This is a genomic window from Pseudomonas sp. Z18(2022) (assembly GCF_036346535.1).
In the GTDB taxonomy this organism is placed as follows: domain Bacteria; phylum Pseudomonadota; class Gammaproteobacteria; order Pseudomonadales; family Pseudomonadaceae; genus Aquipseudomonas; species Aquipseudomonas yamanorum_A.
Map to the genome: position 1 here is coordinate 57,631 of NZ_JAOTOA010000014.1, position 23,300 is coordinate 80,930.

The 23,300-nt window shown below is 62.2% G+C and carries 21 protein-coding genes; 15 read left to right on the forward strand and 6 right to left on the reverse strand.

Annotated features, from left to right (window positions below):
• Window positions 1-6 precede the first annotated feature (6 nt).
• From tssH to V3W39_RS23730, 10 genes are all read left to right on the forward strand, one after another.
• On the forward strand, window positions 7-2,577 hold the full coding sequence (tssH, locus tag V3W39_RS23685) for a type VI secretion system ATPase TssH (RefSeq protein ID WP_442968424.1): 2,571 nt from the start codon (window positions 7-9) through the stop codon (window positions 2,575-2,577).
• Window positions 2,577-4,109, forward strand: a complete 1,533-nt coding sequence (locus V3W39_RS23690; RefSeq protein ID WP_330213426.1) for a sigma-54 interaction domain-containing protein — start codon at window positions 2,577-2,579, stop codon at window positions 4,107-4,109. Before tssH ends, V3W39_RS23690 begins: the two co-directional genes overlap by 1 nt.
• A gap of 69 nt (window positions 4,110-4,178) precedes the next feature.
• Window positions 4,179-4,310, forward strand: a complete 132-nt coding sequence (locus V3W39_RS23695; RefSeq protein ID WP_177078492.1) for a type VI secretion protein TagU — start codon at window positions 4,179-4,181, stop codon at window positions 4,308-4,310.
• A 17-nt stretch (window positions 4,311-4,327) separates the two neighbouring features.
• Window positions 4,328-5,509, forward strand: a complete 1,182-nt coding sequence (gene tagH / locus V3W39_RS23700) for a type VI secretion system-associated FHA domain protein TagH (protein WP_330213427.1) — start codon at window positions 4,328-4,330, stop codon at window positions 5,507-5,509.
• Window positions 5,510-5,514: 5 nt separating this feature from the next.
• Window positions 5,515-5,997, forward strand: coding sequence for a type VI secretion system lipoprotein TssJ (tssJ, locus tag V3W39_RS23705; RefSeq protein WP_177044538.1), 483 nt, complete (start codon window positions 5,515-5,517; stop codon window positions 5,995-5,997).
• A gap of 1 nt (window position 5,998) precedes the next feature.
• On the forward strand, window positions 5,999-7,327 hold the full coding sequence (tssK, locus tag V3W39_RS23710; protein ID WP_330213428.1) for a type VI secretion system baseplate subunit TssK: 1,329 nt from the start codon (window positions 5,999-6,001) through the stop codon (window positions 7,325-7,327).
• A gap of 4 nt (window positions 7,328-7,331) precedes the next feature.
• Window positions 7,332-8,192, forward strand: a complete 861-nt coding sequence (gene icmH / locus V3W39_RS23715; protein ID WP_330213429.1) for a type IVB secretion system protein IcmH/DotU — start codon at window positions 7,332-7,334, stop codon at window positions 8,190-8,192.
• A gap of 15 nt (window positions 8,193-8,207) precedes the next feature.
• Window positions 8,208-11,588: a type VI secretion system membrane subunit TssM gene (gene tssM / locus V3W39_RS23720; RefSeq protein WP_330213430.1), complete on the forward strand. Its 3,381-nt coding sequence runs from the start codon at window positions 8,208-8,210 to the stop codon at window positions 11,586-11,588.
• Window positions 11,585-12,313 carry a PP2C family protein-serine/threonine phosphatase gene (locus V3W39_RS23725; RefSeq protein ID WP_330213431.1) on the forward strand — a complete coding sequence of 243 codons (729 nt, stop codon included), beginning with the start codon at window positions 11,585-11,587 and terminating at the stop codon, window positions 12,311-12,313. The genes tssM and V3W39_RS23725 overlap by 4 nt, the downstream gene beginning before the upstream one ends.
• Window positions 12,310-13,176: a serine/threonine-protein kinase gene (locus tag V3W39_RS23730; RefSeq protein WP_330213432.1), complete on the forward strand. Its 867-nt coding sequence runs from the start codon at window positions 12,310-12,312 to the stop codon at window positions 13,174-13,176. The genes V3W39_RS23725 and V3W39_RS23730 overlap by 4 nt, the downstream gene beginning before the upstream one ends.
• On the opposite strand, the gene V3W39_RS23735 is transcribed toward V3W39_RS23730, so the two are convergent.
• Window positions 13,173-13,502 (reverse strand): DUF6388 family protein, encoded by a 330-nt coding sequence (locus V3W39_RS23735; protein ID WP_177044555.1) that lies wholly within the window; start codon window positions 13,500-13,502, stop codon window positions 13,173-13,175. The two genes, V3W39_RS23730 and V3W39_RS23735, sit on opposite strands and share 4 nt — an antisense overlap.
• A 222-nt stretch (window positions 13,503-13,724) precedes the next feature.
• On the opposite strand from V3W39_RS23735, the gene V3W39_RS23740 reads away from it, so the two are divergent.
• Complete coding sequence (locus tag V3W39_RS23740) at window positions 13,725-15,818, forward strand: PTS sugar transporter subunit IIC/EAL domain-containing protein (protein WP_330213433.1); 2,094 nt, start codon at window positions 13,725-13,727, stop codon at window positions 15,816-15,818.
• Here V3W39_RS23740 and V3W39_RS23745 read toward each other — a convergent pair.
• A complete protein-coding gene (locus V3W39_RS23745) occupies window positions 15,796-16,662 on the reverse strand; it encodes a LysR family transcriptional regulator (RefSeq protein ID WP_177078471.1) in 867 nt (288 codons plus the stop codon). The genes V3W39_RS23740 and V3W39_RS23745 overlap by 23 nt on opposite strands.
• Window positions 16,663-16,754: 92 nt before the next feature.
• Here V3W39_RS23745 and V3W39_RS23750 point away from each other — a divergent pair, with 92 nt between their 5' ends.
• Window positions 16,755-17,309 (forward strand): DUF4865 family protein, encoded by a 555-nt coding sequence (locus V3W39_RS23750; RefSeq protein ID WP_177044717.1) that lies wholly within the window; start codon window positions 16,755-16,757, stop codon window positions 17,307-17,309.
• A 40-nt stretch (window positions 17,310-17,349) separates the two neighbouring features.
• On the opposite strand, the gene V3W39_RS23755 is transcribed toward V3W39_RS23750, so the two are convergent.
• Both V3W39_RS23755 and V3W39_RS23760 read right to left on the reverse strand, forming a co-directional pair.
• Window positions 17,350-18,078, reverse strand: a complete 729-nt coding sequence (locus V3W39_RS23755; RefSeq protein ID WP_259197239.1) for a CbtA family protein — start codon at window positions 18,076-18,078, stop codon at window positions 17,350-17,352.
• 15 nt (window positions 18,079-18,093) lie between these two features.
• Window positions 18,094-18,306 (reverse strand): CbtB domain-containing protein, encoded by a 213-nt coding sequence (locus V3W39_RS23760; RefSeq protein ID WP_169388061.1) that lies wholly within the window; start codon window positions 18,304-18,306, stop codon window positions 18,094-18,096.
• Between the two features lie 198 nt (window positions 18,307-18,504).
• On the opposite strand from V3W39_RS23760, the gene V3W39_RS23765 reads away from it, so the two are divergent.
• Genes V3W39_RS23765 through V3W39_RS23775 form a run of 3 tightly spaced genes read left to right on the forward strand, consistent with a single transcriptional unit; the run spans window position 18,505 to window position 20,614 of the window.
• A complete protein-coding gene (locus V3W39_RS23765; RefSeq protein ID WP_177044562.1) occupies window positions 18,505-19,068 on the forward strand; it encodes a histidine phosphatase family protein in 564 nt (187 codons plus the stop codon).
• Between the two features lie 58 nt (window positions 19,069-19,126).
• The gene (cobF, locus tag V3W39_RS23770; RefSeq protein ID WP_177044564.1) at window positions 19,127-19,882 is read left to right on the forward strand and encodes a precorrin-6A synthase (deacetylating); all 756 of its coding nucleotides are present in this window, start codon (window positions 19,127-19,129) and stop codon (window positions 19,880-19,882) included.
• A gap of 12 nt (window positions 19,883-19,894) precedes the next feature.
• Window positions 19,895-20,614, forward strand: a complete 720-nt coding sequence (locus V3W39_RS23775; protein WP_330213434.1) for an alpha/beta hydrolase — start codon at window positions 19,895-19,897, stop codon at window positions 20,612-20,614.
• Between the two features lie 121 nt (window positions 20,615-20,735).
• On the opposite strand, the gene V3W39_RS23780 is transcribed toward V3W39_RS23775, so the two are convergent.
• Together V3W39_RS23780 and V3W39_RS23785 are read right to left on the reverse strand one after the other, a co-directional pair.
• Window positions 20,736-21,314, reverse strand: a complete 579-nt coding sequence (locus V3W39_RS23780) for a hypothetical protein (protein WP_294732981.1) — start codon at window positions 21,312-21,314, stop codon at window positions 20,736-20,738.
• Between the two features lie 72 nt (window positions 21,315-21,386).
• Entirely contained in the window at window positions 21,387-23,195 is a 1,809-nt protein-coding gene (locus V3W39_RS23785) for a monovalent cation:proton antiporter-2 (CPA2) family protein (protein WP_177044570.1), read from the reverse strand.
• Between the last annotated feature and the right edge of the window lie 105 nt (window positions 23,196-23,300).

Consider the following 23,300-nt stretch of genomic DNA (forward strand, 5'->3'; position numbering starts at 1 on the left):
GGACTGATGGATATGATGAATGTGGATCTGCAACAACTTATCCAGGCATTGACGGCGCACACGCGGCGCGACCTGGAACGCTGCGCCGAACGTTGCGTCACCCGTGGCGGTGGCGAAGTCCTGGTGGAAGACCTGCTGCTGACCCTCCTGGAGCATCCTGATGGCGTATTGATGCGTGCGCTGCAGGATGCGGGCGTCGATGTCGGCGAACTGCATGCGGTGCTGCAACCCCGCACCGAACAAAGCGCCTCCCGCAATCCGGTGTTTTCACCCGCGCTGGTGCAATGGTTGCAGCAGGCCTTGCTGGTTGCCCACCTGGAACTGGGCCGAAGCGACGTGGAGCATGGCGCCTTGCTGCTTGCTCTGTTGCGTAACCCGCTGCAGCACGCGGGCAGTCGGTATCAGGCGGTATTGAGCAAGCTTGATGCGCAGCGGGTGCTGGGGTTTCTCTTGAGTGAAAGCCCGCAGATGCCTCCCGGTGAAGTGGGGAGTTCATTACTGGAACGCTTTACCCATGACCTGACTCGCCAGGCTCGGGACGGAAAACTCGACCCCGTACTGTGTCGCGATAACGAAATCCGGCAAATGATCGATACCCTCGCACGGCGTCGCAAGAACAACCCCATCCTGGTGGGCGAGGCAGGTGTCGGGAAAACCGCGATAGTCGAGGGGCTGGCCCTGCAGATAGCGGCCGGGCAAGTGCCAGAGGTGCTCAGGAGCGTGCGCCTGCTGACCTTGGACATGGGCTTGCTGCAAGCCGGGGCCAGTATCAAGGGCGAGTTTGAGCGACGCTTGAAAGGCTTGATCGACGAGGTGAGTGCATCGCTGCAACCGGTGATCCTGTTTATCGACGAGGCCCACACCCTGGTAGGTGCAGGCGGCCAGGCCGGTGGTTCCGATGCGGCCAACCTGCTCAAGCCGGCGCTGGCGCGGGGTGAGTTGCGCACCATCGCCGCCACGACTTGGTCGGAGTACAAGAAATACTTCGAGAAAGACCCGGCATTGGCGCGACGTTTCCAGCCGGTGCAGGTGCACGAGCCGAGGGTTGCGGATGCGGTGACGATTCTGCGTGGATTGGTCCCGGTGTACGAGGCCAGTCACGGCGTCTACGTACGTGATGATGCCGTGGTCGCCGCCGCGCAGTTGAGTGCTCGCTACCTCGCCGGCCGCCAGTTGCCTGACAAGGCAGTGGACGTATTGGACACCGCATGTGCTCGTGTGCGCATCAGCCTGGTCACGGCGCCAGAGGAACTGCAGCGGTTGCGTGCCGAACTGGCGGAGGGTACGCGTCAGCAACTCGCCGTGCGCCGGGACGCTGATGCGGGACTGGCCATCGATGAACTGGCGTTGCAGCAACTGACCCTGCGTCTGGAGGCCGCAGAGGTCGCACAGTTACAGCTTGAGCAGCGCTGGAGCCATCAGCGCGACCTGGCCGAGAAGGTGCTCTCGTTGCGCCAGCAACTGGCCGAGGCCCGCAGCCGGGGCGACCGGATTGAAACCCTTGAACGGGACCTTGCTGAAACCCATCACGGGTTGCAGGCCCTACCGCACGAGCAACGGCTGGTCAGCTTCGAAGTGTGCCCGCGATTGGTGGCCCAGGTAATCAGCGCCTGGACCGGCATCCCGCTGGAGCAGCTTGCCCGCGAACACAGCGCGAAGGTCATGAGCGTTGCCAGGGATCTGCGCGGCCGTATTCTCGGCCAGGAATGTGCCGTGCAGGTTCTGGATCGTTGCCTGCGCGCTGTCGCGGCCGGCGTGAACCGGCCTGATGCTCCCGTAGGAGTATTCCTGTTGGTGGGTCCCAGTGGTGTTGGCAAGACCGAGACCGCACACGCCTTGGCCGACCTGCTGTACGGCGGCGAGCGTTTTCTTACCACGGTCAATATGTCGGAGTACCAGGAGAAACATTCCTTGTCCCGGTTGATCGGTGCTCCACCGGGTTACGTCGGCTATGGGGAGGGCGGGGTGCTGACGGAGGCTGTGCGACAAAAGCCCTATTCAGTGGTGCTGCTCGACGAGGTGGAGAAGGCCGATCCGGATGTGTTGAACCTGTTTTACCAGGTGTTCGACAAAGGTGTGGCCAATGACGGTGAAGGGCGTGAAATCGATTTTCGCAACACCCTGATCCTGATGACTTCCAACCTGGGCAGCGACCGTATCACTGAGTTGTGTGCCGATGGGCAAAGACCGGATGTCGAGGTGCTGCATGCTGCTCTCCGGCCGGCCCTGACCGCTCATTTCAAACCGGCGTTGCTGGCTCGCATGCGTGTGGTCCCGTATTACCCGGTTGCGGGTGCCGTGCTGCATGAACTGATTGAAAACAAGCTGCAGCGCCTGGGCCAGCGCCTGCTTCAACGCAAGCTGACATTCAGTCACGCAGGGGAACTGGTCGGCCATATGGCCGAGCGCTGTAGCCACAGTGAGAGTGGCGCGAGGTTTGTCGATCAATGGATCGAGGCGAACCTGTTGCCACAGGTGGTGGACCGGCTGCTGGAGGCGATGGCCGTTGGCAAATCCCTGCAGTCCGTTCACGCGAGGCTGGGCACCAACGGCACTGTTCACTGTGAGTTCAACTGATGAAGAACGAACTGTTTGCCCGGTTGCCAGACCCGCTGGACTACGCCGGTGCCTTGCTGGGGTGGTTCACCCGGCTGGGTGCCCATAGCAACGAATCGACACTGGCCGAGGACTTCGCAGCAGGCGCCGCGCAGTTGAGCGCGTGCGAGCTAAGCCAGTTGTACCTGTTTGACCAGGCCACCGGCCGCCTCGACCTGGCTGCCCAGCACTTGCCGGGTGTACTGCCGCCCGGTGACGTTGCGAACCCGGGAACCGACTTCAAGCACGAGCAACTGCTGCAGTACGTTCTGGCACAGAACCGTGTACTGAACCTCACGGAGCTGGTCAGCAGTGTGTATGACACGGCGTTTCTGCCGGCGCTCGAGTTGCCCTGGCAATCACTGCTGTGCGTGCCATTGCCGGGGCCACGCCAGCAGGTGTCCGGGGTGTTGTTGTGTGCCAGTCAGCGAGGGACGGAGCTGGCTGGCTACGGGGCTTCCCTTGGGCAGTTGGGCAGCTTTGCCTTGAACCAGTTGGCCATGTTGCGACGAATGCGCCGGGTTCCCGGTGCCTTGAAGGTGGTCCGCAGCACGCCGGGCGCCAGTGCTTACGGCTTGATCGGTAACAGCACGGCGATGGATGAAACGTGCCGTCTGATCGGCAAGGTGGTGCACAGCCCCTACACCGTATTGTTGCGGGGAGAGACCGGCACTGGAAAAGAAGTGGTCGCACGGGCGATTCACGCAGCCGGGTCGCGCAGCAGCAAGGCCTTTGTGGTGCAAAACTGCGCCGCGTTTCCCGAAGGCCTGCTGGAAAGCGAATTGTTCGGCTACCGCAAAGGAGCTTTCACGGGCGCTGACAGAGACTACGTCGGCCTGTTTGACACCGCCCACGGCGGCACGCTGCTGCTGGACGAAATCGGTGATATGCCGCTGCCACTGCAGGCCAAGTTGTTGCGGGTGCTGCAGGAGGGCGAGATTCGGCCGTTGGGTGCCAATACGGCCCACAAGGTCGATGTGCGGATCCTCGCGGCGACCCATCGGGACCTCACGAGCATGGTGGCCGACGGGAGTTTTCGCGAGGACCTTTATTACCGGTTGGCGCAGTTCCCCATTGAGCTGCCGGCGCTGCGCCAGCGCGACGGTGATGTGTTGCAACTGGCCCGGCACTTCGCCGACAAGGCCTGCTCAATGCTCGGGCGGGCGTCGCTGGGCTGGTCGAGTGCGGCGCTGGATCAACTGTCCAGCCACAGCTTCCCCGGCAATGTTCGCGAGCTCAAATGCATGGTGGAGCGGGCGGTGCTGCTGTGCGACGACGACGTCATCCTGCCCGCGCACCTGTCGTTGTCGTCCGGCCTGACTGCGCCAGCGGTTGAGGCGACGCTGCGCCAGCGGATGGAGCGGGTCGAGCGGGTTGTGCTCATCGACTGCCTGCGCAAGAACCGCGGCAATCGAACCCGCACTGCCCGCGAGCTGGGCCTTGCCCGGCGGACGCTGCTGTACCGCCTTGCACGCCTGGACATTCCCTTTGGCGACGCCAAGGGAGAGTGCTGAATGGCGCGTTCCTCAAATTCTGCGAAGGTCCCGCCGACCTTCCGCACCTACCTCAACGGGAGATACCTGATGCCTGTTTGTCAGTGGCAAGCGCTGATGCTTGTGTTGTTTGTGCTGGGTGGCTGTAACACCAATCACGTCTTTGATGACGGCGACTACCGCCCGCTGGGTGATCCGCAGTCCATCAGTCGTGGCCAGTGAGCCCCCGGGAGCCCTATATGCAACTCGTGTTAGAGGTGTGCCCTGCGGGGCAGGCAGCGTCAGCGCCGGCCCTGCGCAAAACGCTCAACGGTGTCGGCGGCGTCATCGGCCGGGGAGCCAGTTGTGACTGGCGCCTTCCTGACACCAGCCGTCAGGTCTCCAGTCGTCATGCGGTGATCAGTTATCGTGATGGCCGGTACTTCCTCACGGACACCAGCAGCAATGGAACCCGCCTGGCAGGCAGTGGCGAGCGTCTGCGGGAGGGCCAGGAGCATCCGATAGATGACGGCGCGATATTTCAGTTAGGGCCGCTGGAAATCCGTGCACGGTTGGTCAGCCCTGCGATGGTTTCGGGCCAGGATGGATTGCACACGCTGATTCCCGATGACGCATTTTTTGACCTGGATCCGATGCGGGCATTGGCCCGCGAACTGCAGCGCGAGGACGAGTCGCCAGAGTTGGCCGCCCTGGGCATGCCCCCCCATGAAGCAATGCAGCGGACGGACCACGGGCCGCCGGACAGGGATCATTTGAAGGTTCCCGGGCTCGTCGAGCCCGTGCGCAAGGCTGCCTCGGGCCTCGAGCCGGCGCTTTCAAACCAAGGTTCAGAGCCATTCTGGTCGGCGTTTGCCCAGGCCCTGGGTATCGACCTGGACACCGTTGATGGGCCGGGAAGAGAGGTACTGGCGATCAAGGCGGCCGGGTTGCTCAGGCAAATGACTGAAGGATTGCAACAGAGCCTGAGCACCCGCAACGAGCTCAAGCATGAGCTGAAGCTGGCACTCACCCACACGGCGCTCCAGAGTCCCAATCCGCTTAACGACAGTGCTGATGCCGGTGCGGCCCTGGGGTTGCTGCTGGGCGTCGGGCAGTTGGGGCAGATGCCCGCCGAGAGGGTGGTCACGCGGGCCTACCGCGACCTGCAGGCGCACCAGGTGGCGTTGCTGGCGGCCTGCCGCGCAGCAGTGCGTGGAGCCCTGGCGGCCTTTGCACCGGGTCATTTGCTCCTGTGCTTCGAGCGCCAGGCGAAGCCCCCGCTGATTCCCCGGGGTGGCGCCCACTGGCGGGCGTATCAGCGTCACTACCAGGTGCTGATTGAGGACGAACATCTGAGCGAACGCTTGTTGGGCAGTGATTTCACCAAGGCCTACGAGGAGCAGATTCGTCTGATCTCCACCCTTCACCGTTATCCAGGATGACCTTCATGTCCCGAGTCACCGTTGCATTGTTGTACACCCTGATCGGTTTACTGGGTGGTTGCTCCCTGTCGCCCTTTTCGACACTGACCAAGCTGGACCTGACGCTGACCGCCAGCGAGCGAGTCAACCCGGATATTCACGGCCGACCGTCGCCGATCGTGGTGCGCCTGATGGAGCTTCGACACCCCGTGGCCTTTGAGAATGCAGACTTTTTCAGCCTTTACGGCCATGGGGCGCAGACCCTGCCCAAAGACCTGGTGAACCTTGAAGAGTTGGAGTTGCGCCCCGGGGATCAAACCACCCTCAAACTCAGCCTTGAGCCGGGCAGTCGTTATGTCGGCGTGCTGGCGGCCTATCGTGATTTGCCCCACGCGCAATGGCGCTACGTGTTGCCGGTGACGGTGCAGCAATTGACGCGCGCCGAACTGGTCCTTGATCAGGCCGGTATCCGGCTGGTGAATCCACACTCAGCCAAGGCGGTCGACTGACATGCACAGCCAAAAAGTCATCTGGCAGGAAGGCATGTTGCTGCGGCCTCAACATTTTCAGCAAAGCGACCGTTACCACGATCAGCAACTCAAGCGCCGCACCCAGTTGTTGTGCCGCCACGCCTGGGGCTTCCTGACCCTGGAAATTGATGTGCAATACCTGAATATGGGCAAGGTCGTTATCAGCCAGGCCAGCGGGATATTGCCCGATGGCAGCCTTTTCGAACTGGGCGGGGCCATGGAATCGCTGGTACTGGAGGTTCCGGCAAATGCCGGGAAGCAGGCCGTATACCTGGCCTTGCCGCTGGCTACCGGCAACTGCGTGGAAGCCCGTCGACCCGAGCAGGTCGATGTAGTAGCGCGTTACAAGACCCTGGCGGTAGACGTCAGTGACTCCAACGCCGGGGAGGATTCTCGTCGTCAGGTCAATTGCGGGCAGCTGGATTTTCGCCTGCTGCTGGGGGAGCAGCACAGTGATCAGCATTACGTGAAGCTCAAGGTTGCCCAAGTGCTCGGTTGTACCGAGGAGGGCGTCAGCCTGGACGCGGATTTCATCCCGACCTTCATTCACCTGCAGGGCTCGCGGTACCTGCTGTCCTGCCTCAAGGAGGTGATCAGCCTGCTCGCTTACCGGGGGGATGCCATCGCCGAGCGGATCCGCACCAACGGTGCCGCAGCCGGTGCGCAGGTCGGTGACTTCCTGATGCTGCAACTGATCAATCGCAGCGAACTGGTCTTGCGTCACTACCTGGGCCTGAGCCAGGTCAGTCCGGAAACCCTGTACCGAACACTGCTGTCGATCCTGGGTGAGCTGGCGACGTTTGCCAGCGACAGCAAGCGTGCGCACTTCGAGGGGTGTTACCGGCACAGCGAACAGGGTGCCAGCTTCCGTGAATTGATGGAGCCGATTCGCAGCCTGCTGTCGATGGTGCTTGAGCAGCACGCCGTCGAGCTTGTGCTACAGCCTCGCCAGTATGGGGTACTGGTGTGCCCGGTCAGGGATCTCAACCTGTTGGGGGCGGCGACCTTCATTCTGGCCGCCAGCGCCCAGTGTGACTCCGAGGAGCTGCGCCACCGGCTTCCGGCGCATCTCAAGGTCGGCCCTGTGGAGCGGATTCGCGAGTTGGTCAACCTGCAGTTGGCGGGCATCAGGATCAAGCCGCTGCCGGTGGCTCCCCGGCAGATTCCGTTTCATGCCGCAAACACCTATTTCATGCTCGAACTCGGTACCCGTGACATTGAGCAGTTGAAGCAATCGGGAGGGTTTGCCTTCCACGTCAGCGGCGAATTTGCCGAGCTGGAACTGAAATTCTGGGCCATCAGGAACTGAGACCATGGACAGGGAATACCCGCACGACGAGAAAACCATCCTGCTCGATCGACAGGGGCGCACGCCGGCGCAGGGGCCGGTCACTGACTTCGCATCGCCACCGCGTTTCGAACAACTGGAAGACCGGATGATTTACGCCGCCCGAATGCAGGGCGCGGAGCATTTCAACGTTGGCTTGAACAGTTTGGTTGCGCCTGCCTGGGCGCTGCTGTCCGAGGTGGTGCAGCTCAAGCGCAGCACCTCCCAGGAAAGCCTGCGCGGGCTCAACGAACGGCTGTCATCCGCTGTCACGCTTTTCGAGACCCGGGCCCGGCACGACGGCGCGCAGGTCAGCGAGGTCATGGCAGCGCGATATGTACTGTGCAGTGTGATCGACGAAGCGGTAGTCACCACCTCATGGGGCAGCCAGAGCGATTGGTCGAAGATGAGCCTGCTGAGCAGCTTTCACAATGAAACCTTCGGCGGCGAGAAGTTTTTCCAGCTGCTTGAGCGAATGTCGCGGGACCCTTTCAAGCACTTGGCGATGCTGGAGCTGATGTACCTGTGCCTGTCACTGGGGTTCGAGGGCAAGTACCGGGTCATGGAGCGTGGGTTGTTGCAGCTTGAGCAGGTTCGGGATGCGCTGTATCGGCAGATCCGGCATGTGCGGGGCGATTCCCCGCCTGCGTGCGCGCCGCCGCCCAGCCGGGGGGCGCAGCGCCAGAGACGGCTGAGGGTTGTGCCGGCGACCTGGATCGCAGTGTGTGTCGTGGCCAGCCTGCTGGCCTTGTATTCGGGGTTTGCCTGGGTGTTGGGAGAGCAGCGCGAGACGGTGCTGCAACGGTATCAATTATCGGCGCCGGACATTACCCGGGCGCCCCTCTAACGCAGGGAGCAACTCATGAACGCATTCTTCAGGAGCGCGGGCACCGTGCTGGCCAGGATTTGGGTCTGGAGCCTGTTGCTGGTGCTCGCGATCGCGATGATCGTGTGGTTCCTAGGGCCATTACTGGCTGTTGATGACTATCGGTTCTGGCAGGGAACTGCGGCGCGCCTGCTGACGATCAGCGGGCTGTTTTTGTTGTGGGGCCTGGCGATGGTGTATGCCAATTGGCGCAGCATGACCCGGCTACAAACCGTCGACAGTGTTGAGCAGCGCCAGGGTAAAGGGCAGATCGAAAACGAGCAGCGCCAACTGCGCGGTCGTTTCAAGGACGCCCTGTACACCCTGAAAAATTCGAGCATTTATGGCGACCGCAGCCCGCGTTGGCGCAACGCGCTGCCGTGGTATCTGCTGATCGGCAAGGAGGGCAGCGGCAAGTCCCGGTTGTTGGCCGCCAGTGGGTTGCAATTGCTCCAGGATCGTGGCGAGCCGATGGCGACGACGGGCTACTGTGATTGGCATTTCGCCGAAGACGGCCTGTTGCTCGACACGGCGGGCCGCTACCTTACCCAGCCCGACGGCGGTGTGGATGGCGCGGGTTGGTCGACGCTGTTGGGGCTGCTCAAGGCGCGTCGCCGGACACGTCCGCTCAATGGCGTGGTGGTCGCTCTCTCGATGGATACCTTGCTCCATGGCGGCGAGCGTGATCTGGAGAATGAGGCGCGGGCAGTCCAAAGCCGGCTGCAGGAAATCCGGCAGACGCTGCATGTGGACCTGCCGATTTACCTGGTGGTGACCCAGGCCGACCGTCTGCCGGGGTTTGCGGAATTCTTCGACCGTCCACTGAGTGAAGGCACTGATGCGGTGCTCGGCGAACCCATCGTTCCGGGCAAGGGCGGTATGGAAATGGGCCAGGTACGCCAGGCCTTTGAAGCACTGCTGCAGCGCCTGAGCGGTGAGCTTGTACAGCGACTGCACCAGGAGCGTAACAGCGACCTGCGGGGCCGGATGCTCGATTTCCCCCATCAGGCGGCCCGGATTGGCGAACGTCTGAGCCTGTACATCGAAGTGGCTTTCTGCGGCCCGCGTTATCAGCGCACCAACGGATTCCGTGGCTTCTACTTGACCAGTGCCGACGGTGGCCCACAGGCACTGGATCCTCGCCCACGCTTTATCCAGGGCTTGTTCAGCCTGATTCTGGCAGAAGCGGACCTGGCGGGCCTCGATAGCCTGGAACGGCGTCGAATTCGCTGGCGCCAGTGGGGGATGGGCCTGAGTGCACTGGTGGTGGTCGGGGCGGCCGGTTTGCTTTGGACCCACAGTTACTCTTCCAATCATCAACGTCTGGAGCAACTGCGGGAACTGGTGCAGCAGCCAACGACCACGCCACCTGGCCTGGACGCGACCCTGGCGGTCCTGCCCCTGCTGGACAGGCGCCTGGCATCGACGCGGGTTTTTCCTGTTCAGGGCGAAGCCCGGCTGGTTGAACGGGCGGGGTTGTATCAAGGCACGCTCAGCCATCCAGTGCTGGAGCAGGCCTATGAGCAGGCGTTGGGGCAGTTGCTGTTGCCTCAGATCAACGAGATGCTGCAGGAACAGGTGCGCGCCAGCCTGGAAGATCGCGAGCGGCTGCTGGACAACCTCCGCGCCTACCTGATGCTTAACCTGCGGGAGCGGCGAGACGTTGGCTGGTTGCGTGAGCGGGTGGCGGGGCATTGGTCTGTAAGGTTTGCCGGCGAGCCCTCTGTGCAAAGTCGTTTGAATGAACACTTCGCACGGTTGCTTGAGCAGCCGTTCGTGCAGTCGCTCGATAACGAACTGGTGGCACAGGCACGGCACGTGTTGCGAGGGGAGTCATTGGTCGATGTGGTGTACCGCGTGCTGCGGGAGCAAGCCCGCGCTCTTGAGCCTTACCGCCTTGCACAGGGGCTGGTGTTTGACGGGGTCGACCGTCCCATTCCGGGTTTTTATACCCGCAACTACCTGCGGCATTTCGAAGAGCAGGGCGCGCGCCTGGTGAACACTATCGTGCAGGACAACTGGGTGCTGGGGGAGGGTGCGGACCTGAGTGCCATGGACTTGCAGCGGTTGATGGTGGAACTCGAGCAACGCTACTTCAGCGAGTATGCCAATGCCTGGAGCGAGGCGCTTGGGCGGATTAGCCTGCGGGAGACTGACAATTCCCGCCAGGGCGCCGAGCAACTTGCCAGCCTGACGTCAGCCCAGTCACCGTTGCTGCAGTTGTTACAACAGGTGCGTGATAACACGCGCTTGCCATCGGCCACGGAGCGCCTGGATGAAGTGGCTGCCAAACTGCCCGGCCCTGCGGCAGAGCGGGTACAGGTTGCCCGGACGGCAGTCGGGTTGACCCATGTATTGCCTGACACGGCACGGCGCGCCATGCAACGCCGCTTCGAACCCTTGCACCAGTTGCTCGACAGCCAGGAAAACCCCGGCACCGAGTTGACCCAGGTGTTGCAGGCACTCAACGACTTGCACCTGCAACTGGCGACCTTGAATCGTGACGGCTCGCCGGAGCCGGTGGCCTTCGAGATGGTCAAGCGCCGGATCCAGGGGCAGCAGGATGCCCTGGGTAACCTGCGGAACGTGGCTGCTCGGTTGCCGTTGCCGTTGGCGGGCTGGTTCGAAAGCCTGGCCGACGAGCATTGGCGTCGCCTGCTCGATCAGGCCTATCGCCATGTGAACCAGCGCTATCAGAGCGAGGTATATGGTTTTTACGCCAAGGCAATCAAGCAGCGTTTTCCGTTCAATGCCCATGCCAGCAGCGACGTTTCCCTCAATGATTTTCAGGAGTTCTTCAAGCCGGAAGGGGTCATGGCGCGATTTTTTGACAGCTATCTAAGGCCTTTTGTCAGCGGTGATGCCGGCCGCTACAGGCTGCGCAGCCTGGACGGGCGAAGCTTGCCGATGTCCCGGGCGTTGCTCGATCAGCAAGAGAAGGTGCAGGTGATCAGGCGCGGTTTCTTTGCCGATGAGCCGGGGGACCTGCAGGTTCGTTTCACGTTGGCGCCCTACAGCCTGGACTCGTCGGTGAGTCGTGCGGTCTTGCGTTTTGGCGACCAGCAAATGGAGTACCGCCATGGGCCAATCGTGCCCATGGCGATGCAATGGCCAACCGAGGTGGAAAATGGTCGCAGCAGCCTGGTGCTGGAGCGGGGCAGTGAGCGGGCGCTGGGGCTTGAAAAAAATACCGGGGCCTGGTCGCTGTTCCGCTTGTTCGACCTGATGCAGAGCGAAGCTTCTGACGGGCAGGATGTGCTGATCCTCAAGGCTGACCTGGCAGGCTTGCGCGCCAACTACCTGCTGACCAGCCGGCGGACGCCCAACCCGTTTCAGATGGCGCAGTGGCGTACCTTCCGCCTGCCGGAGCAGTTGTGACCCAACCCCTCGAACGCTGGCACAGCGCTGGCCGTACAGACCGTGGAAAGGTCCGGTTACGCAACGAGGACGCCTTTCTCGATTGCCCCTGGAAGGGTTACTGGGCCGTGGCAGACGGAATGGGCGGGCACCAGGCGGGGGATGTTGCCAGCCAGTTGGTGGTCGACAGCCTGGCGTCGTTGCCTGGCCAGGGTAGCCTGGACGAGCGGGTCGAGGCGACGCGCCGCTGCCTGCAATGGCTCAACCGGCGGCTGGGGGAGGAGCTGACACTGGCCACCCATGGCGCCGAGGCCATCATGGGGAGCACGGTCGTGGCATTGCTGCTCCAGGGCGACCGTGCCGCGTGTGTCTGGGCCGGTGACAGCCGTTGTTACCTGTGGCGCGGGCAGATGTTGTACCAGCTGTCACGGGACCATTCGTTGTTCGAGCAAATGATTGACCAGCAGGTAAACCCGGAACAGGCCAGGGCCCATCCTGATGCACGGGCCTTGACCCGGGCCATCGGTTCACGGGCTCCTTTGAGTCCCCAGGTACTGGAGCTGGAGACGTTGGCGGGGGATGTCTTTCTGTTGTGCAGCGATGGCCTGTACCAGGCGCTTAGCCATAGCGAATTGGGCCAGGCGTTGAGCCTGGGTAACCCGCAGCGAATTCTGGACCAACTGTTCGCAGGCGTATTGCGGGGAACCGCCGGTGACAACCTGACGGCTGTGGTGGTGCAGTCATGAGTGAGGTGACTCACTTTGCCTTTGCCAGGGCACAGGCAAACCTGCAGCGTGGAAGCACACCCGAGTTGCTGGCCGGGCGATACCTGATCGAACGTGTGCTGGGCGCTGGCGGCATGGGCGTGGTCTATCGCGCCCGGGACCTGCTGCATGAACAGTTTGGCGAGTCACGTTCCAGTGTGGCGATCAAGGTACTGGGCGAAGCCATCCGCGAGTCTGCGGATGCCCACGTGCTGCTGTACAGCGAGTTCGCCCTGACGCGCAGCCTGCGGCATGAGCAAGTGGTGCGGGTGTTTTCGTTTGAGGTGGACGCTCCCTCCCATCTGGCGTTCTTCACCATGGAGCTGCTCCAGGGCATGACCCTGGACCGGTTGCTGCTGGAGTGCCCGAGCGGCTTACCCTGGCGAGAGTTGCAAGGCATCGCCGTGCAACTGCTCGATGCATTGCGACATTGTCATCAGCAGGGGGTGCTGCACGGGGATGTGAAACCCGGCAATGTCATGGTGGAAGAGGCAGGATTGCGGCTGTTTGATTTTGGCCTGGGCCAGGCTTCAGCGGGTCCGCCGGGCTTGAGTCGCAGCCGTTTCAACGCCTGGACGCCCACGTATGCCGCACCGGAGTTGCTGGCCGGCGGGGCACTGTCGCCCAGTACCGATCTTTACGCAGTGGCCTGTGTGCTTTACGAGTTGGCACACGGACGGCACCCGTCCGGTGAGCGGCCGCCTCGGCCCCCGCAGTTGCCTCGCCATTGCTGGCCTGCCTTACGCACGGCTTTGGCGGCAGACCCTGAACGCCGGACCATCACCCTTGATGAATTACAGGCAGTGATCGGCGATACCCGCCAGGGGTTGAGCCGCTGGTTCTAACCCGGCAAGTCATGCAATTGGCAATACTCCGCCCAACTCAGGCCTGCCATCTGCGCCACTTCCTTGTGCACCTCCAGCCGCTGGGCCTCGAACTCGGCAGGGGAATGCGCCGTCAATTTCAGCGTCAGTTCCCAGGCGAAGAGCCCTTGCTGCTCGGCTTCGGCCTCAAACGCTTCATGCAGCCGCTCGGCGCGATACTGCTCGAGTGTTTCCCCTTTGGCCTGGGCGGCCAGGGGGTTCAACGTATTCAGTTCCGCGGCCAGGGCCGGGTGCTCGGTCAGGAATCTGTCCAGGGCTAGCTGGTGGTTTTCGCCGGGTTGGGACAAAGGTTTACTCCACGGTCATTTACGACAACAAGTGCGTCAAAGGATGGGCCAACCCGTGCCAATCGACAAGCAGCAGCGCCACGGGGGGATTCTGAATAATTGCGCCAGTGGCAGCAAAAGCCTTTCGCTCGCGGTATCAGGCCGTGTAGCGTTAACCCGGCGATAAAGGCTACGGCCGGGTGTTATTTTGCGACCCTGGCATCAGGGACCGAGGGACAGGTGATGGCGCAAACGCTGTTCAAGCTTTTCTTCACCCAGCGACTGGCGGCTTTGGCCAGCACCGAGTCGTTGCGGGCCATACGCGAGGGGCTGTTGTGGATCCTGCCGTGCCTGTTGGTGTCGGCGGGTTTCCTGATCTTGTCCGAATGCGCCCGCGTGCTGGGTTTCGACCCGCAGGTGGTGGCCTTCCTGGCCGGGTTGCACAATAAGATCAGCTCGGTGATCCCGTTGCTGGTGGCCGCTTCCATCGGTTACATGCTCGCGATTCAATACCGCCTGCCGCAGTTGCCGGTAGCATTTCTGTGCCTGGCCCATGTGGTGATTGCGACGTATGTGCTGCGGGATTTTCCCCGCGCCTCGGCGACCTTCGTGCTGTTTATCGCGATTGCCTCGCCGCTGCTCAACGTGCCGGTTATCGCCTGGCTGCACCGGCGCCGCTGGACCCGGTTGGTCAATGAAGACCTGGTGGGACACAACCTCAAGGGCACCATCAATATGGTGGTACCGGGGGCGATCACCGCGCTCGGGCTGGTGCTTGTGCTGTCGTTGCTGCTGCAGATTCCTCAGGTGGCGCAGCTTCAGGGCCCACAGGTGCTCGATGCGCTGCAGTCGCCCTATGGCACCGGCCTGTTTGTGACCCTGATGAATTCGCTGCTGTGGTTTTTCGGCATCCATGGTGTCTACGCCATGCAGCCGTTGTTTGATGTGCTGGACCAGGCCGTTGTGCTCAACAACGCGGCGCTGGCGGCAGGCGAACCGATCAAATATGTGTTGAACGGCGGCTTGCTGGGCAGCTTTGCGTTTATCGGTGGCTCCGGCGGTGCGTTGAGCCTGCTGCTGGCGATCCTGGTGTTTTCCAGGAGCCAGTCCATGCGATTGGTGGCGATAGCCAGCCTGCCGCTGTCCTTGTTCAATGTCAGTGAAGTGCTGTTGTTTGGCCTGCCGATTATCCTCAACCCACGCCTGTTCATTCCCTTTCTGCTGGTGCCGGCGCTCAACGCGATGCTGGCACTCACGGTGGTGCAGTTGGGCTGGGTGTCGCCCGCAGTGGTCAGCGTGCCGTTCACCGCACCGGTGTTGCTCAACGCTTACCTGAGTACCCATGGTGACCTGGCGGCTGTGGTGCTGCAGGTGGTGTTGCTGGTGATTGGTACGCTGATTTATGCGCCCTATGTGCGGGCGATTCATCGCCAGGCTACGGAAGGCGGTACGGTGTATCTGAAGTCGCTGGACATGACCTTTCGCGGCCTGGAAGAAAAAGGGCGCTTGCTGGAACTGGACCCAGTGATGGCCTCCCATAAGGCCCAGGCGCGTCAGGTCAGCGAGTTGAGCCACATCCAGCAGATCAGCGACTATGAGTTCTACCTCGAATTCCAGCCGCAGATTTCGACCCGGACCGGGCTCTGCACCGGTTGCGAAGCCTTGATGCGCGCCCGGGATGCCGAGGGCACGGTGCATTCGCCGTGGGAGTTCCTGCAATGGTTGGCTCATGCCCGGCTGATGCCCGACGTGGATGTGTGGGTCGCGTCCCAGGCGGTGCGCCAGTATCAGAAATGGCAGAAGGTCGGCTTTGGGTTGCCGATGACCATTAATATCTCCAGTGCCACGCTCACCACCCCGGCGTACGGTGACCGGCTGGTGGAGATCCTGGCCCAGGCCCATGGCCAGGTGTCGGTGGAGATCACCGAGGATGCCTTGATCGGAGATATCCAGGGCACGCGGCAAATGATCGAGAAGCTGCAGGCGATTGGCGCCAAGGTCTACATCGACGACTTTGGCACCGGGTTTTCGGCGCTGAGTTATCTGCATCAGTTCCCGGTGGATTTCATCAAGATCGATCGCAGTTTCGTGGTGGCCCAGCATGATCCGAAGGGCGCCCAGGTGTTGACCGGGATGCTGCGGTTTTGTGAGGCGTTGAACCTCGGAGTGGTGGTCGAAGGCGTGGAAACTGCCGAGCAGCTGGCGTTTCTGCAATCGGGCTCGGAGTTGATCATCCAGGGCTGGTATTTCAGCAAGGCGTTGCCAGGAGATGAACTGGAGCGGTTTGTGCGCGGGCGCTATAACCAGATGCAGCCTAGCGCTCCAGAACCCCTCTGAAGGTTGCACTCAAGGCCCGCAACGTCTCGCGAGAGCGGCCATCACTGATTCGGCTATGCAGAACGATTTCACTGACGGGCAACGCTGGTAATCCGTACTGTTCACTTACGTCTACAGCACCTGCGGGTGCCACCCGCCGGGCCAGTGCGGCCACGCCCAGGCCGGCACTCACTGCCGCACCCACGGCCATGACGCCGCCGCCGACAAACACTTCGGTCCAGTCAATCCGCGCCTCATCCAGCGCCCGCACTGCCAGGTGCCGCACGCCGCAGGGCGAGGCCATGGTCGCCATGCGCAGGGGCGTGCCGGGCGTGTGCTGCCAGGTCGGTGCGGCGAACCAGCCAAAGCGCTCCACCACCAACACTTCACCGTCCTGGCGGTCGCCTTCGTTGCGCACGATCACGGCGTCCAGTTCGTCGCGGTCGAACGCGGCGACCAGGTCCCGGGACGAGGCAATCCGCACCTCCAGAATCACCAGCGGGTCGTACGCCGCCAGGCGGCTGAGCCACAGCGGCAGGTCCGGCCCGGCCACATGGTCGCTGATACCGATCACCAGCCGTCGCGGTGCGCCGTTGCCCATGTCACCCAATGCCCGTTCGTGAGCGTTGAGCAGCGCACGGGCGGCAACGATGAATTGCTCGCCCTGGGGCGACAGCCGTACGTGCCGTGGCGTGCGCACCAGCAGGCGGTAACCGAGGCGCTCTTCCAGGCGCTTGAGCTTGAGGCTGATGGCCGCCTGTGAAGTATCCAGGGCCTGGGCCGCGCGGGTGAAGCTGGCGAAATCAGCCACCAGGACAAAGGCATGCACGGTGTCGATATCCAGCGGTTTGAGTGCGTCGGTCATTTCAGTTCCTTATCACACTTATATCGGGTGATATCTTGCTGAAATCATGGCCGCTGCGCAAGCTGGTCACTCATCTGAACAGGAGCGCCATGATGTTTGCCAAACAGTATTCACACCGCTTGCCAGCCGATTACGACATGGGTGTCATCCGCGAGCGGGCCGCCCGCCTGGGGCCGTTGTGGGATCACACCGAGGGTTTGCTGTTCAAGGCGTTTATTGCCCAGGAGCGAGGGCAGGCGCCGGGCGTGGGCAACCTGTATTCGTCGGTTTATCTCTGGTCGGACCCGTTGCAGGCTGCGGACTTTTTACTCGGCGAGCGCTTTCAGAAGGTCCTCGACAGTTTTGGCCAGCCGCACATTGAGTCCTGGTTGCCGCTGGATGTGCAGCGAGGCCCGGCGCAAACCGCCTTGAGCCTGTATCGGGAGGAGTGGGCGCTGGCGCCGGGAGCGGATCGTGGGCAGGTCCTGGCCGCAGAAAAGGCGCGCAACCAGCAGATTGCGGACAGCAGCGATAACTTCGCGGTGTTTCTGGCGCTGGATGTACAGGCGTGGAAGCTGGTGCGGATTACCTTGTCGGGCAAGGCGCTGGATGTGAATCACCCGGGCAGCGGCTACGAGGTGTTTTACCTGGCGCGACCAGGCGTGTGATTGCCGGTCGCCGCCGATCCGTCGGCGGCGACCTCTGCCATCAGGAGTTGAGGCGCGCCTGAGGCTGGCTCAGCTTGCGCTCGGCCACGGCGCCGAACACCAGGCCCAGGGTGGTCCACAGCACCAGTTGAATGCCCAGGGAGGCTACGCGGAATTTCCACAGCAACACGGCCGAGAATTGCTCCGGCACTTCGTTGATGGTCGGGAACAGGCTGCCGGCCACCGAGACGATCACGATGTACAACGCCACACCCAGAATCGCGCCGGTCCATATGCCCCGACTGGCAATCAGCTTGCGCGCAGCGTTGATCGCAATCACCGCAGCCGCCACCGACACCAGCAGCATCAGGAAGAACAGCTTGGTGCGTTGCGCGATGGTCGCCGGGTCACCCACCGATGGCGGGTTGGCCGGATACTTGAGCCCCGGTACCACGATGATCGTCACAAACGCCGCCAAGGCCAGCAGCGCCGCCAGGCCACGGGGCCCAACCTTGCCGATGCGGCCCAGGGAGTAGGCGAACACCAGAGCGAAAATGCCGCCCAGGGACACGCTGTACACCGCCACACCGGTGAACAGGCCGAAGGTACTTTGTACTTCGCGGCTCACCAGTTCTTCTTCCGGCGCGTCGCCGTGCATCTGTGCCATCTGATCTTCGAAGGCGATGGCCTTGTCGATCTGCGGTTCGCCAAAGGTCTTGGCGAAACCGAAGGCCAGGATGCCCGCGAGCAAGCCCACCAGCATCCCGCGAACGAGTAAATGCCCTGTCATGTCGTCACGCTCCAATCAATGGCAGGGGAAACCCAGCAGGTGACGACCGTCATGCACAAACTCATGCACGTACATGCCTTTGAACACGGCGGTTGCGCCTTGCTCGGCGCCAACGAAGTAAATCGCCAGCAACAGCAGCAGGCCTCCGAAAATCGCCCAGGGCAGGATTTCGCCCAGGGGAATGGACGGGATTGAAACGTCGGAATCAGTTGCAGCGGTATAAGCCATGAGAACCTCCAGGGATGACGCGTCCCGAAATGGATAGCGAGTTGGCTGAAACAGGGTCTGGCTTACGGCTATCAGGCCGAATACAGTGGCGCGACCGCGCCGGCATTGAACCGGCTTCCTGTTGCAGAATAGTTGAAACATATTGAAACAACTTCGCGAGTCTACGCTGACTGCACCTTAAAACCAGAGCGATTTGTCATGCAGGCCACCCGTTTGACCCTTGTTTCCCATGCCAGCACCCGTGCCCAGAAGCGTGCACGCTTTGCGCTGGATGAGCCGGTGGAGATGGACTGGCAGCAGGCCGCGTTGTCCCAGGCGCAGCGTTTCAAGCGCGCGCCCCTTGTGGTGTGTGGCCCGGAGGCACGAACCCGGCAGACGGCCACGCTGTTTGCCGCCGACGCTTCGGTTGAAACAGCCCTGCGCGATTGTGATTTCGGCCACTGGCAAGGGCTGGCCATTGATGAGATCCAGCAGGCCGAACCGCAGGCACTGCAGGCCTGGCTGACCGACAGCACCTCGGCGCCCCACGGCGGTGAGTCGGTGGTGCAGTTGTGTGAACGGGTAGGGCAGTGGTTGCAGTCCCTCGAGCAAACACCCGGGCATGTACTGGCCGTGACCCACCCGTTCGTCATCCGCGCGGCGCTGTTGCACGTCATGCAATGCCCGCCCGCACTGTTCAACCTGATCGACGTGGAGCCGCTGTCATCCACCGAACTGCGCTTCAACGGCCGTTGGCGACTGCGCCTGGAAACTCACGCCTGACGCCCCGAACATGGCAAAATCCGCTCCCCGCACCGAGCACACCCATGAAGACTTACCCATGAAACGCATCCTGATCATCGGCATTGGCGCCGGCAACCCCGACTACATCACGATGCAGGCGGTCAAGGCGCTCAACCGCACCGACGTGTTTTTCCTGATGGACAAGGGCCAGAGCAAGGACAAGCTGATCGACCTGCGCCGGGAAATCTGCGAGACCTACATCACCGATCATGCCTACCGCTTTGTCGAGGCCGATTGCCCCGAGCGGGTGCGCGGTGACATTGACTACACCACCGCCGTAAAGGACCTGAACCGCGACAAGCAGCAGACCTTCGAGCGGATGATCAACGAAGAAATGGCTGACGGCGAAGTCGGTGCGTTCCTGGCCTGGGGCGACCCGGCGCTGTACGACAGCACCATTCGGATCCTGCAGGCGATTCTCGCCAGTGGCAGTTGCACGTTCGAGTTTGAGGTGATCCCGGGGATTACCAGCGTCCAGGCCCTGGCGGCCCAGCACAAGGTGCCGTTGAACCGCATCGGGCGCTCCATCGAAATCACCACCGGGCGCCGGTTGGCGGCGGGGCAGGCGAGTGATGCCGATACCCTGGTTGTCATGCTTGATGCCGAAGATTCCTACCGCACCGTGGCCGATCAAGACCTGGATATCTACTGGGGTGCCTACCTGGGCACGCCGGATGAAATCCTGATCAGCGGCAAAGTCGCCGAGGTGGCCGAAGAGATCGAACGGGTGCGCAAGGCGGCGCGCCAGGCCAATGGCTGGATCATGGACACTTATCTGTTACGCAAACCCTAGAGGTTGATGCCCATGCTCAAACTGATCGCCCTGACGCTGGCGCTGTTTGCCAGTGCTGCCCATGCCGAAGCCGAATTGCATACTGACTTGCCGCTGCCGTATCTGGAACAGACCCAGAGCGATGCGCGCAACGAACCACTGGTGATCTTCCTGCATGGTTATGGCAGTGACGAGGCGGATTTGTTCGGGCTCAAGGACCGCTTGCCGTCGACCTGGACCTACCTGTCTGCGCGGGCACCGATGCCGGTGGAAGGCGGCGGTTATCGCTGGTTTCGCAAGAAGCCGGGAGACGGCGACTTTGATGGCGAGACCGCCGATCTGCAGAGCAGCGCCAAGCTGATCGAAGACTTCGTCGCACAGGCCACCACCAAGTACCACACCCAACCCGAGCGGGTGTTCCTGGTGGGGTTCAGCCAGGGTGCAATCATGTCCTATGAGGTGGGATTACGGCACCCCGAAACCCTGCGCGGGATTGCGGCATTGAGTGGCAGCGTGCTGCCGGTGCTCAAGGCTGAGCTCAAGCCGGATGCGCGACTGGGCAAGCTGGCGATTTTCATCGGCCACGGGACGTTGGACCAGGCGCTGCCTTACTACTCGGCCACGCGGGCCAATGAGGTGTTGATGGGGATTGGTCTCAAGCCGGAATTCCATGGCTACCCCGGGATGATTCATACCGTCGGCGAGGCGGAATTGCTGGACTTGAAAAACTGGCTGGAAAACAGCCTGCGCTAAAAATGTGGGAGCTGGCTTGCCTGCGATAGCGGTGTATCAGTCGCCAAAAACAGTGACTGGTCAATCGCTATCGCAGGCAAGCCAGCTCCCACATTAGATTTTCATTGTCAGGTAAATCGGGTTATTTACCGCCGATAATCTGTTTCACCAACAGTGCATGACCGGCTTCGTCATCCGCCCGGGAAATCGCCTGCACCACCAACTGGTGGCTGCCGGAGCCGGTGAGGAAGGTGGAACTCAGTGTCTTGCCGCCGCCCATGGTCGCGGTGCTGTCCACCTGGCGCAGGGCCAGGCCCTTGACGGTGAGTTTCTTCTCGGCGCCTTTCTTGAAGTCCGGCAGGGCAGCGCTTTGCTCCTTGACGAAATCCGCCACGGCGCCGTCGAGGAACTGCGGGTCGTTGTCTTTGATCAGGCCGGCGGCACTCGGTTTTTCGACAACGAAGATCACGCTTTTGGTGGCCTGGTCGCTGTACATCGTGCCGGTGGCGCCTGCGGTGCCGTGTTCGGCATCACCGGCTGGCAGCGGGTCGGCCAGGTAGGATTTTGGCAGGTTGAAGCTGAACTTGCCGTCCAGGGTGGAGATGGTCTGGGTGGCGGTTTTCTGCGCTGCAGGCTTGCTGGCGGCGAGGACTTGGCTGGCGCCGAAGCCGGCGGCCAGCGCGAGGGCCAAGAGGGCTGCGGTCTTGCTGAGGGTGGCCATGAAGCTCTCCAGGGATGAACGAAATTGCGCCGTATTCTGTCAGAATTTTCGCAAGATCGTTCATCCCCATCCCTACACCTTGTCGGACTCCTCCTCGAGTCGGTCCATCTCAAACAACCGCGCCAATTCTGTCCGGGCTTCCTGGGCAGATTGCATCACCTTGGCTGCATCGTCGTATACCGCGTGTTGGGCCGCCAGCAGTTGCAGGTCATGGTTTTTGAAGCGACTGATGCGCGCATCGGCCTGGGCTTGGGTCAAGCCAAGGCCCACCAGGGTGCGGCGGCTCATTTCCAGGCTGGAGTAAAACGTCTCGCGCACCGGTGATGCGTCGAGGTCCACCAGGCGGTGCACGTGTTGGCGGTTACGGGCGCGGGCGATGATTTTCATGTGGGGGTAGAGGCTGCGCACCAACTCGGCGGTCTTGATGTTGATTTCGGGGTCGTCCATGGCGATCACGAAGAATTCGGCCTGGTCGACCTTCGCCGCGTGGAGGATTTCCGGGCGCTGGGGGTCGCCGTAGAACACCGGCATGCCGCCGAAACTGCGGGTCAGCTCGATGGTTTCCACCGAGGTGTCGAGGGCGATAAACGAGATATTCTGCGCCCGCAGGATCCGCGCCACGATCTGCCCCATTCGGCCCATCCCGGCGATCACTACCCGTGGCGCATCGCTTTCGATGGCGCGGTATTCCTCGGGCACTTCCACCGGCTTGGCCTTGGGCTTGAACAGTTTCGGGCAGAGCAACAGCAGCAACGGCGTCACGGCCATGGACAGGGTGATGGTCAGCACCAGGATGTCGTAGAGGTGCGGCTCGAACAGCCCTTGGTCGCGGCCGATCTTGAATACCACGAAGGCGAATTCACCACCGGCCGCCAGCACCACGCCCAGGCGCAGTGCGCTTTCGCGGTTCAGGTCACCGGCCAGGCGCCCCACGCAAAACAGCAGCGGCAGCTTGATGGCGATCAGCAGCAGGGTCAGGCCCAGCACGATCACTGGCGCGCTGAACAGCAGGCTGATATTGGCGCCCATGCCCACGCTGATAAAAAACAGCCCCAGCAGCAGGCCCTTGAACGGTTCGATCTGCGACTCCAGCTCGTGCCGGTATTCGGAATCTGCCAGCAGCAGCCCTGCGAGGAACGCGCCGAGGGCCATGGACACGCCCACCAACTCCATCAACCACGCAGTGCCGATCACTACCAGCAACGCCGTAGCAGTGGAGACTTCCCGCAGGCCGGTCTTGGCCACGATGCGAAATACCGGGCGCAACAGATAGCGCCCGCCGATGATCACCACGGCGATACTGCCCAATATTTCCAGGCCGTGTTGCAGGCCTTGGGAGGTGGTGGTGGGGTGATCGCTGCCGGCGAGCAGCGGCACCATGGCAATCAGCGGGATGGCCGCGATGTCCTGGAACAACAGGATGGCAAAGGCCAGGCGCCCGTGGGGCTGGTTGAGTTCCTTGCGCTCGGCCAGGCTTTGCAGGCCGAATGCGGTGGAGGAGAGCGCCAGGCCAAGGCCCAGCACAATCGCGCTGTTCCAGGATTGACCAAACACGAACAGCGCTACCACGCCGATCACAGTGCCCGTCAACAGCACCTGCGCCAGACCCACACCGAATACCGCCTTGCGCATCACCCACAAGCGTTTCGGCGATAACTCCAGGCCAATGATGAACAGCAGCAACACCACCCCAAGCTCGGAAAACTGGCTGACGCTTTGCGGGTTGCCCACCAGGCCCAGCACTGACGGGCCGATGATCACCCCGGCCAGCAAGTAACCGAGCACGGCGCCCAGTTGCAGGCGCTTGGCCAGTGGCACGGTCAGTACGGCGGCGAACAGGAACACAACCGCCGCTTGTAACAGGTTGCCTTCATGGGGCATTGGGGACTCCAGGATCTTTTTGCTGAATCAACAGGTTTTACTGTAGGAGCGAGCTTGCTCGCGAGGGTCGTTAACGATGACGCTGACTGTCTGAATACACGCGGT

Excerpts from the sequence above, each read along its gene's own strand:
- tssH (WP_442968424.1), top strand. The coding sequence starts at position 7 with ATGGATATGATGAATGTGGATCTGCAACAACTTATCCAGGCATTGACG.
- V3W39_RS23690 (WP_330213426.1), top strand. The coding sequence starts at position 2,577 with ATGAAGAACGAACTGTTTGCCCGGTTGCCAGACCCGCTGGACTACGCC.
- V3W39_RS23695 (WP_177078492.1), top strand. The coding sequence starts at position 4,179 with ATGCCTGTTTGTCAGTGGCAAGCGCTGATGCTTGTGTTGTTTGTGCTG.
- tagH (WP_330213427.1), top strand. The coding sequence starts at position 4,328 with ATGCAACTCGTGTTAGAGGTGTGCCCTGCGGGGCAGGCAGCGTCAGCG.
- tssJ (WP_177044538.1), top strand. The coding sequence starts at position 5,515 with ATGTCCCGAGTCACCGTTGCATTGTTGTACACCCTGATCGGTTTACTG.
- tssK (WP_330213428.1), top strand. The coding sequence starts at position 5,999 with ATGCACAGCCAAAAAGTCATCTGGCAGGAAGGCATGTTGCTGCGGCCT.
- icmH (WP_330213429.1), top strand. The coding sequence starts at position 7,332 with ATGGACAGGGAATACCCGCACGACGAGAAAACCATCCTGCTCGATCGA.
- tssM (WP_330213430.1), top strand. The coding sequence starts at position 8,208 with ATGAACGCATTCTTCAGGAGCGCGGGCACCGTGCTGGCCAGGATTTGG.
- V3W39_RS23730 (WP_330213432.1), top strand. The coding sequence starts at position 12,310 with ATGAGTGAGGTGACTCACTTTGCCTTTGCCAGGGCACAGGCAAACCTG.
- V3W39_RS23740 (WP_330213433.1), top strand. The coding sequence starts at position 13,725 with ATGGCGCAAACGCTGTTCAAGCTTTTCTTCACCCAGCGACTGGCGGCT.
- V3W39_RS23745 (WP_177078471.1), bottom strand. The coding sequence starts at position 16,662 with ATGACCGACGCACTCAAACCGCTGGATATCGACACCGTGCATGCCTTT.
- V3W39_RS23750 (WP_177044717.1), top strand. The coding sequence starts at position 16,755 with ATGTTTGCCAAACAGTATTCACACCGCTTGCCAGCCGATTACGACATG.
- V3W39_RS23755 (WP_259197239.1), bottom strand. The coding sequence starts at position 18,078 with ATGACAGGGCATTTACTCGTTCGCGGGATGCTGGTGGGCTTGCTCGCG.
- V3W39_RS23760 (WP_169388061.1), bottom strand. The coding sequence starts at position 18,306 with ATGGCTTATACCGCTGCAACTGATTCCGACGTTTCAATCCCGTCCATT.
- V3W39_RS23765 (WP_177044562.1), top strand. The coding sequence starts at position 18,505 with ATGCAGGCCACCCGTTTGACCCTTGTTTCCCATGCCAGCACCCGTGCC.
- cobF (WP_177044564.1), top strand. The coding sequence starts at position 19,127 with ATGAAACGCATCCTGATCATCGGCATTGGCGCCGGCAACCCCGACTAC.
- V3W39_RS23775 (WP_330213434.1), top strand. The coding sequence starts at position 19,895 with ATGCTCAAACTGATCGCCCTGACGCTGGCGCTGTTTGCCAGTGCTGCC.
- V3W39_RS23780 (WP_294732981.1), bottom strand. The coding sequence starts at position 21,314 with ATGGCCACCCTCAGCAAGACCGCAGCCCTCTTGGCCCTCGCGCTGGCC.
- V3W39_RS23785 (WP_177044570.1), bottom strand. The coding sequence starts at position 23,195 with ATGCCCCATGAAGGCAACCTGTTACAAGCGGCGGTTGTGTTCCTGTTC.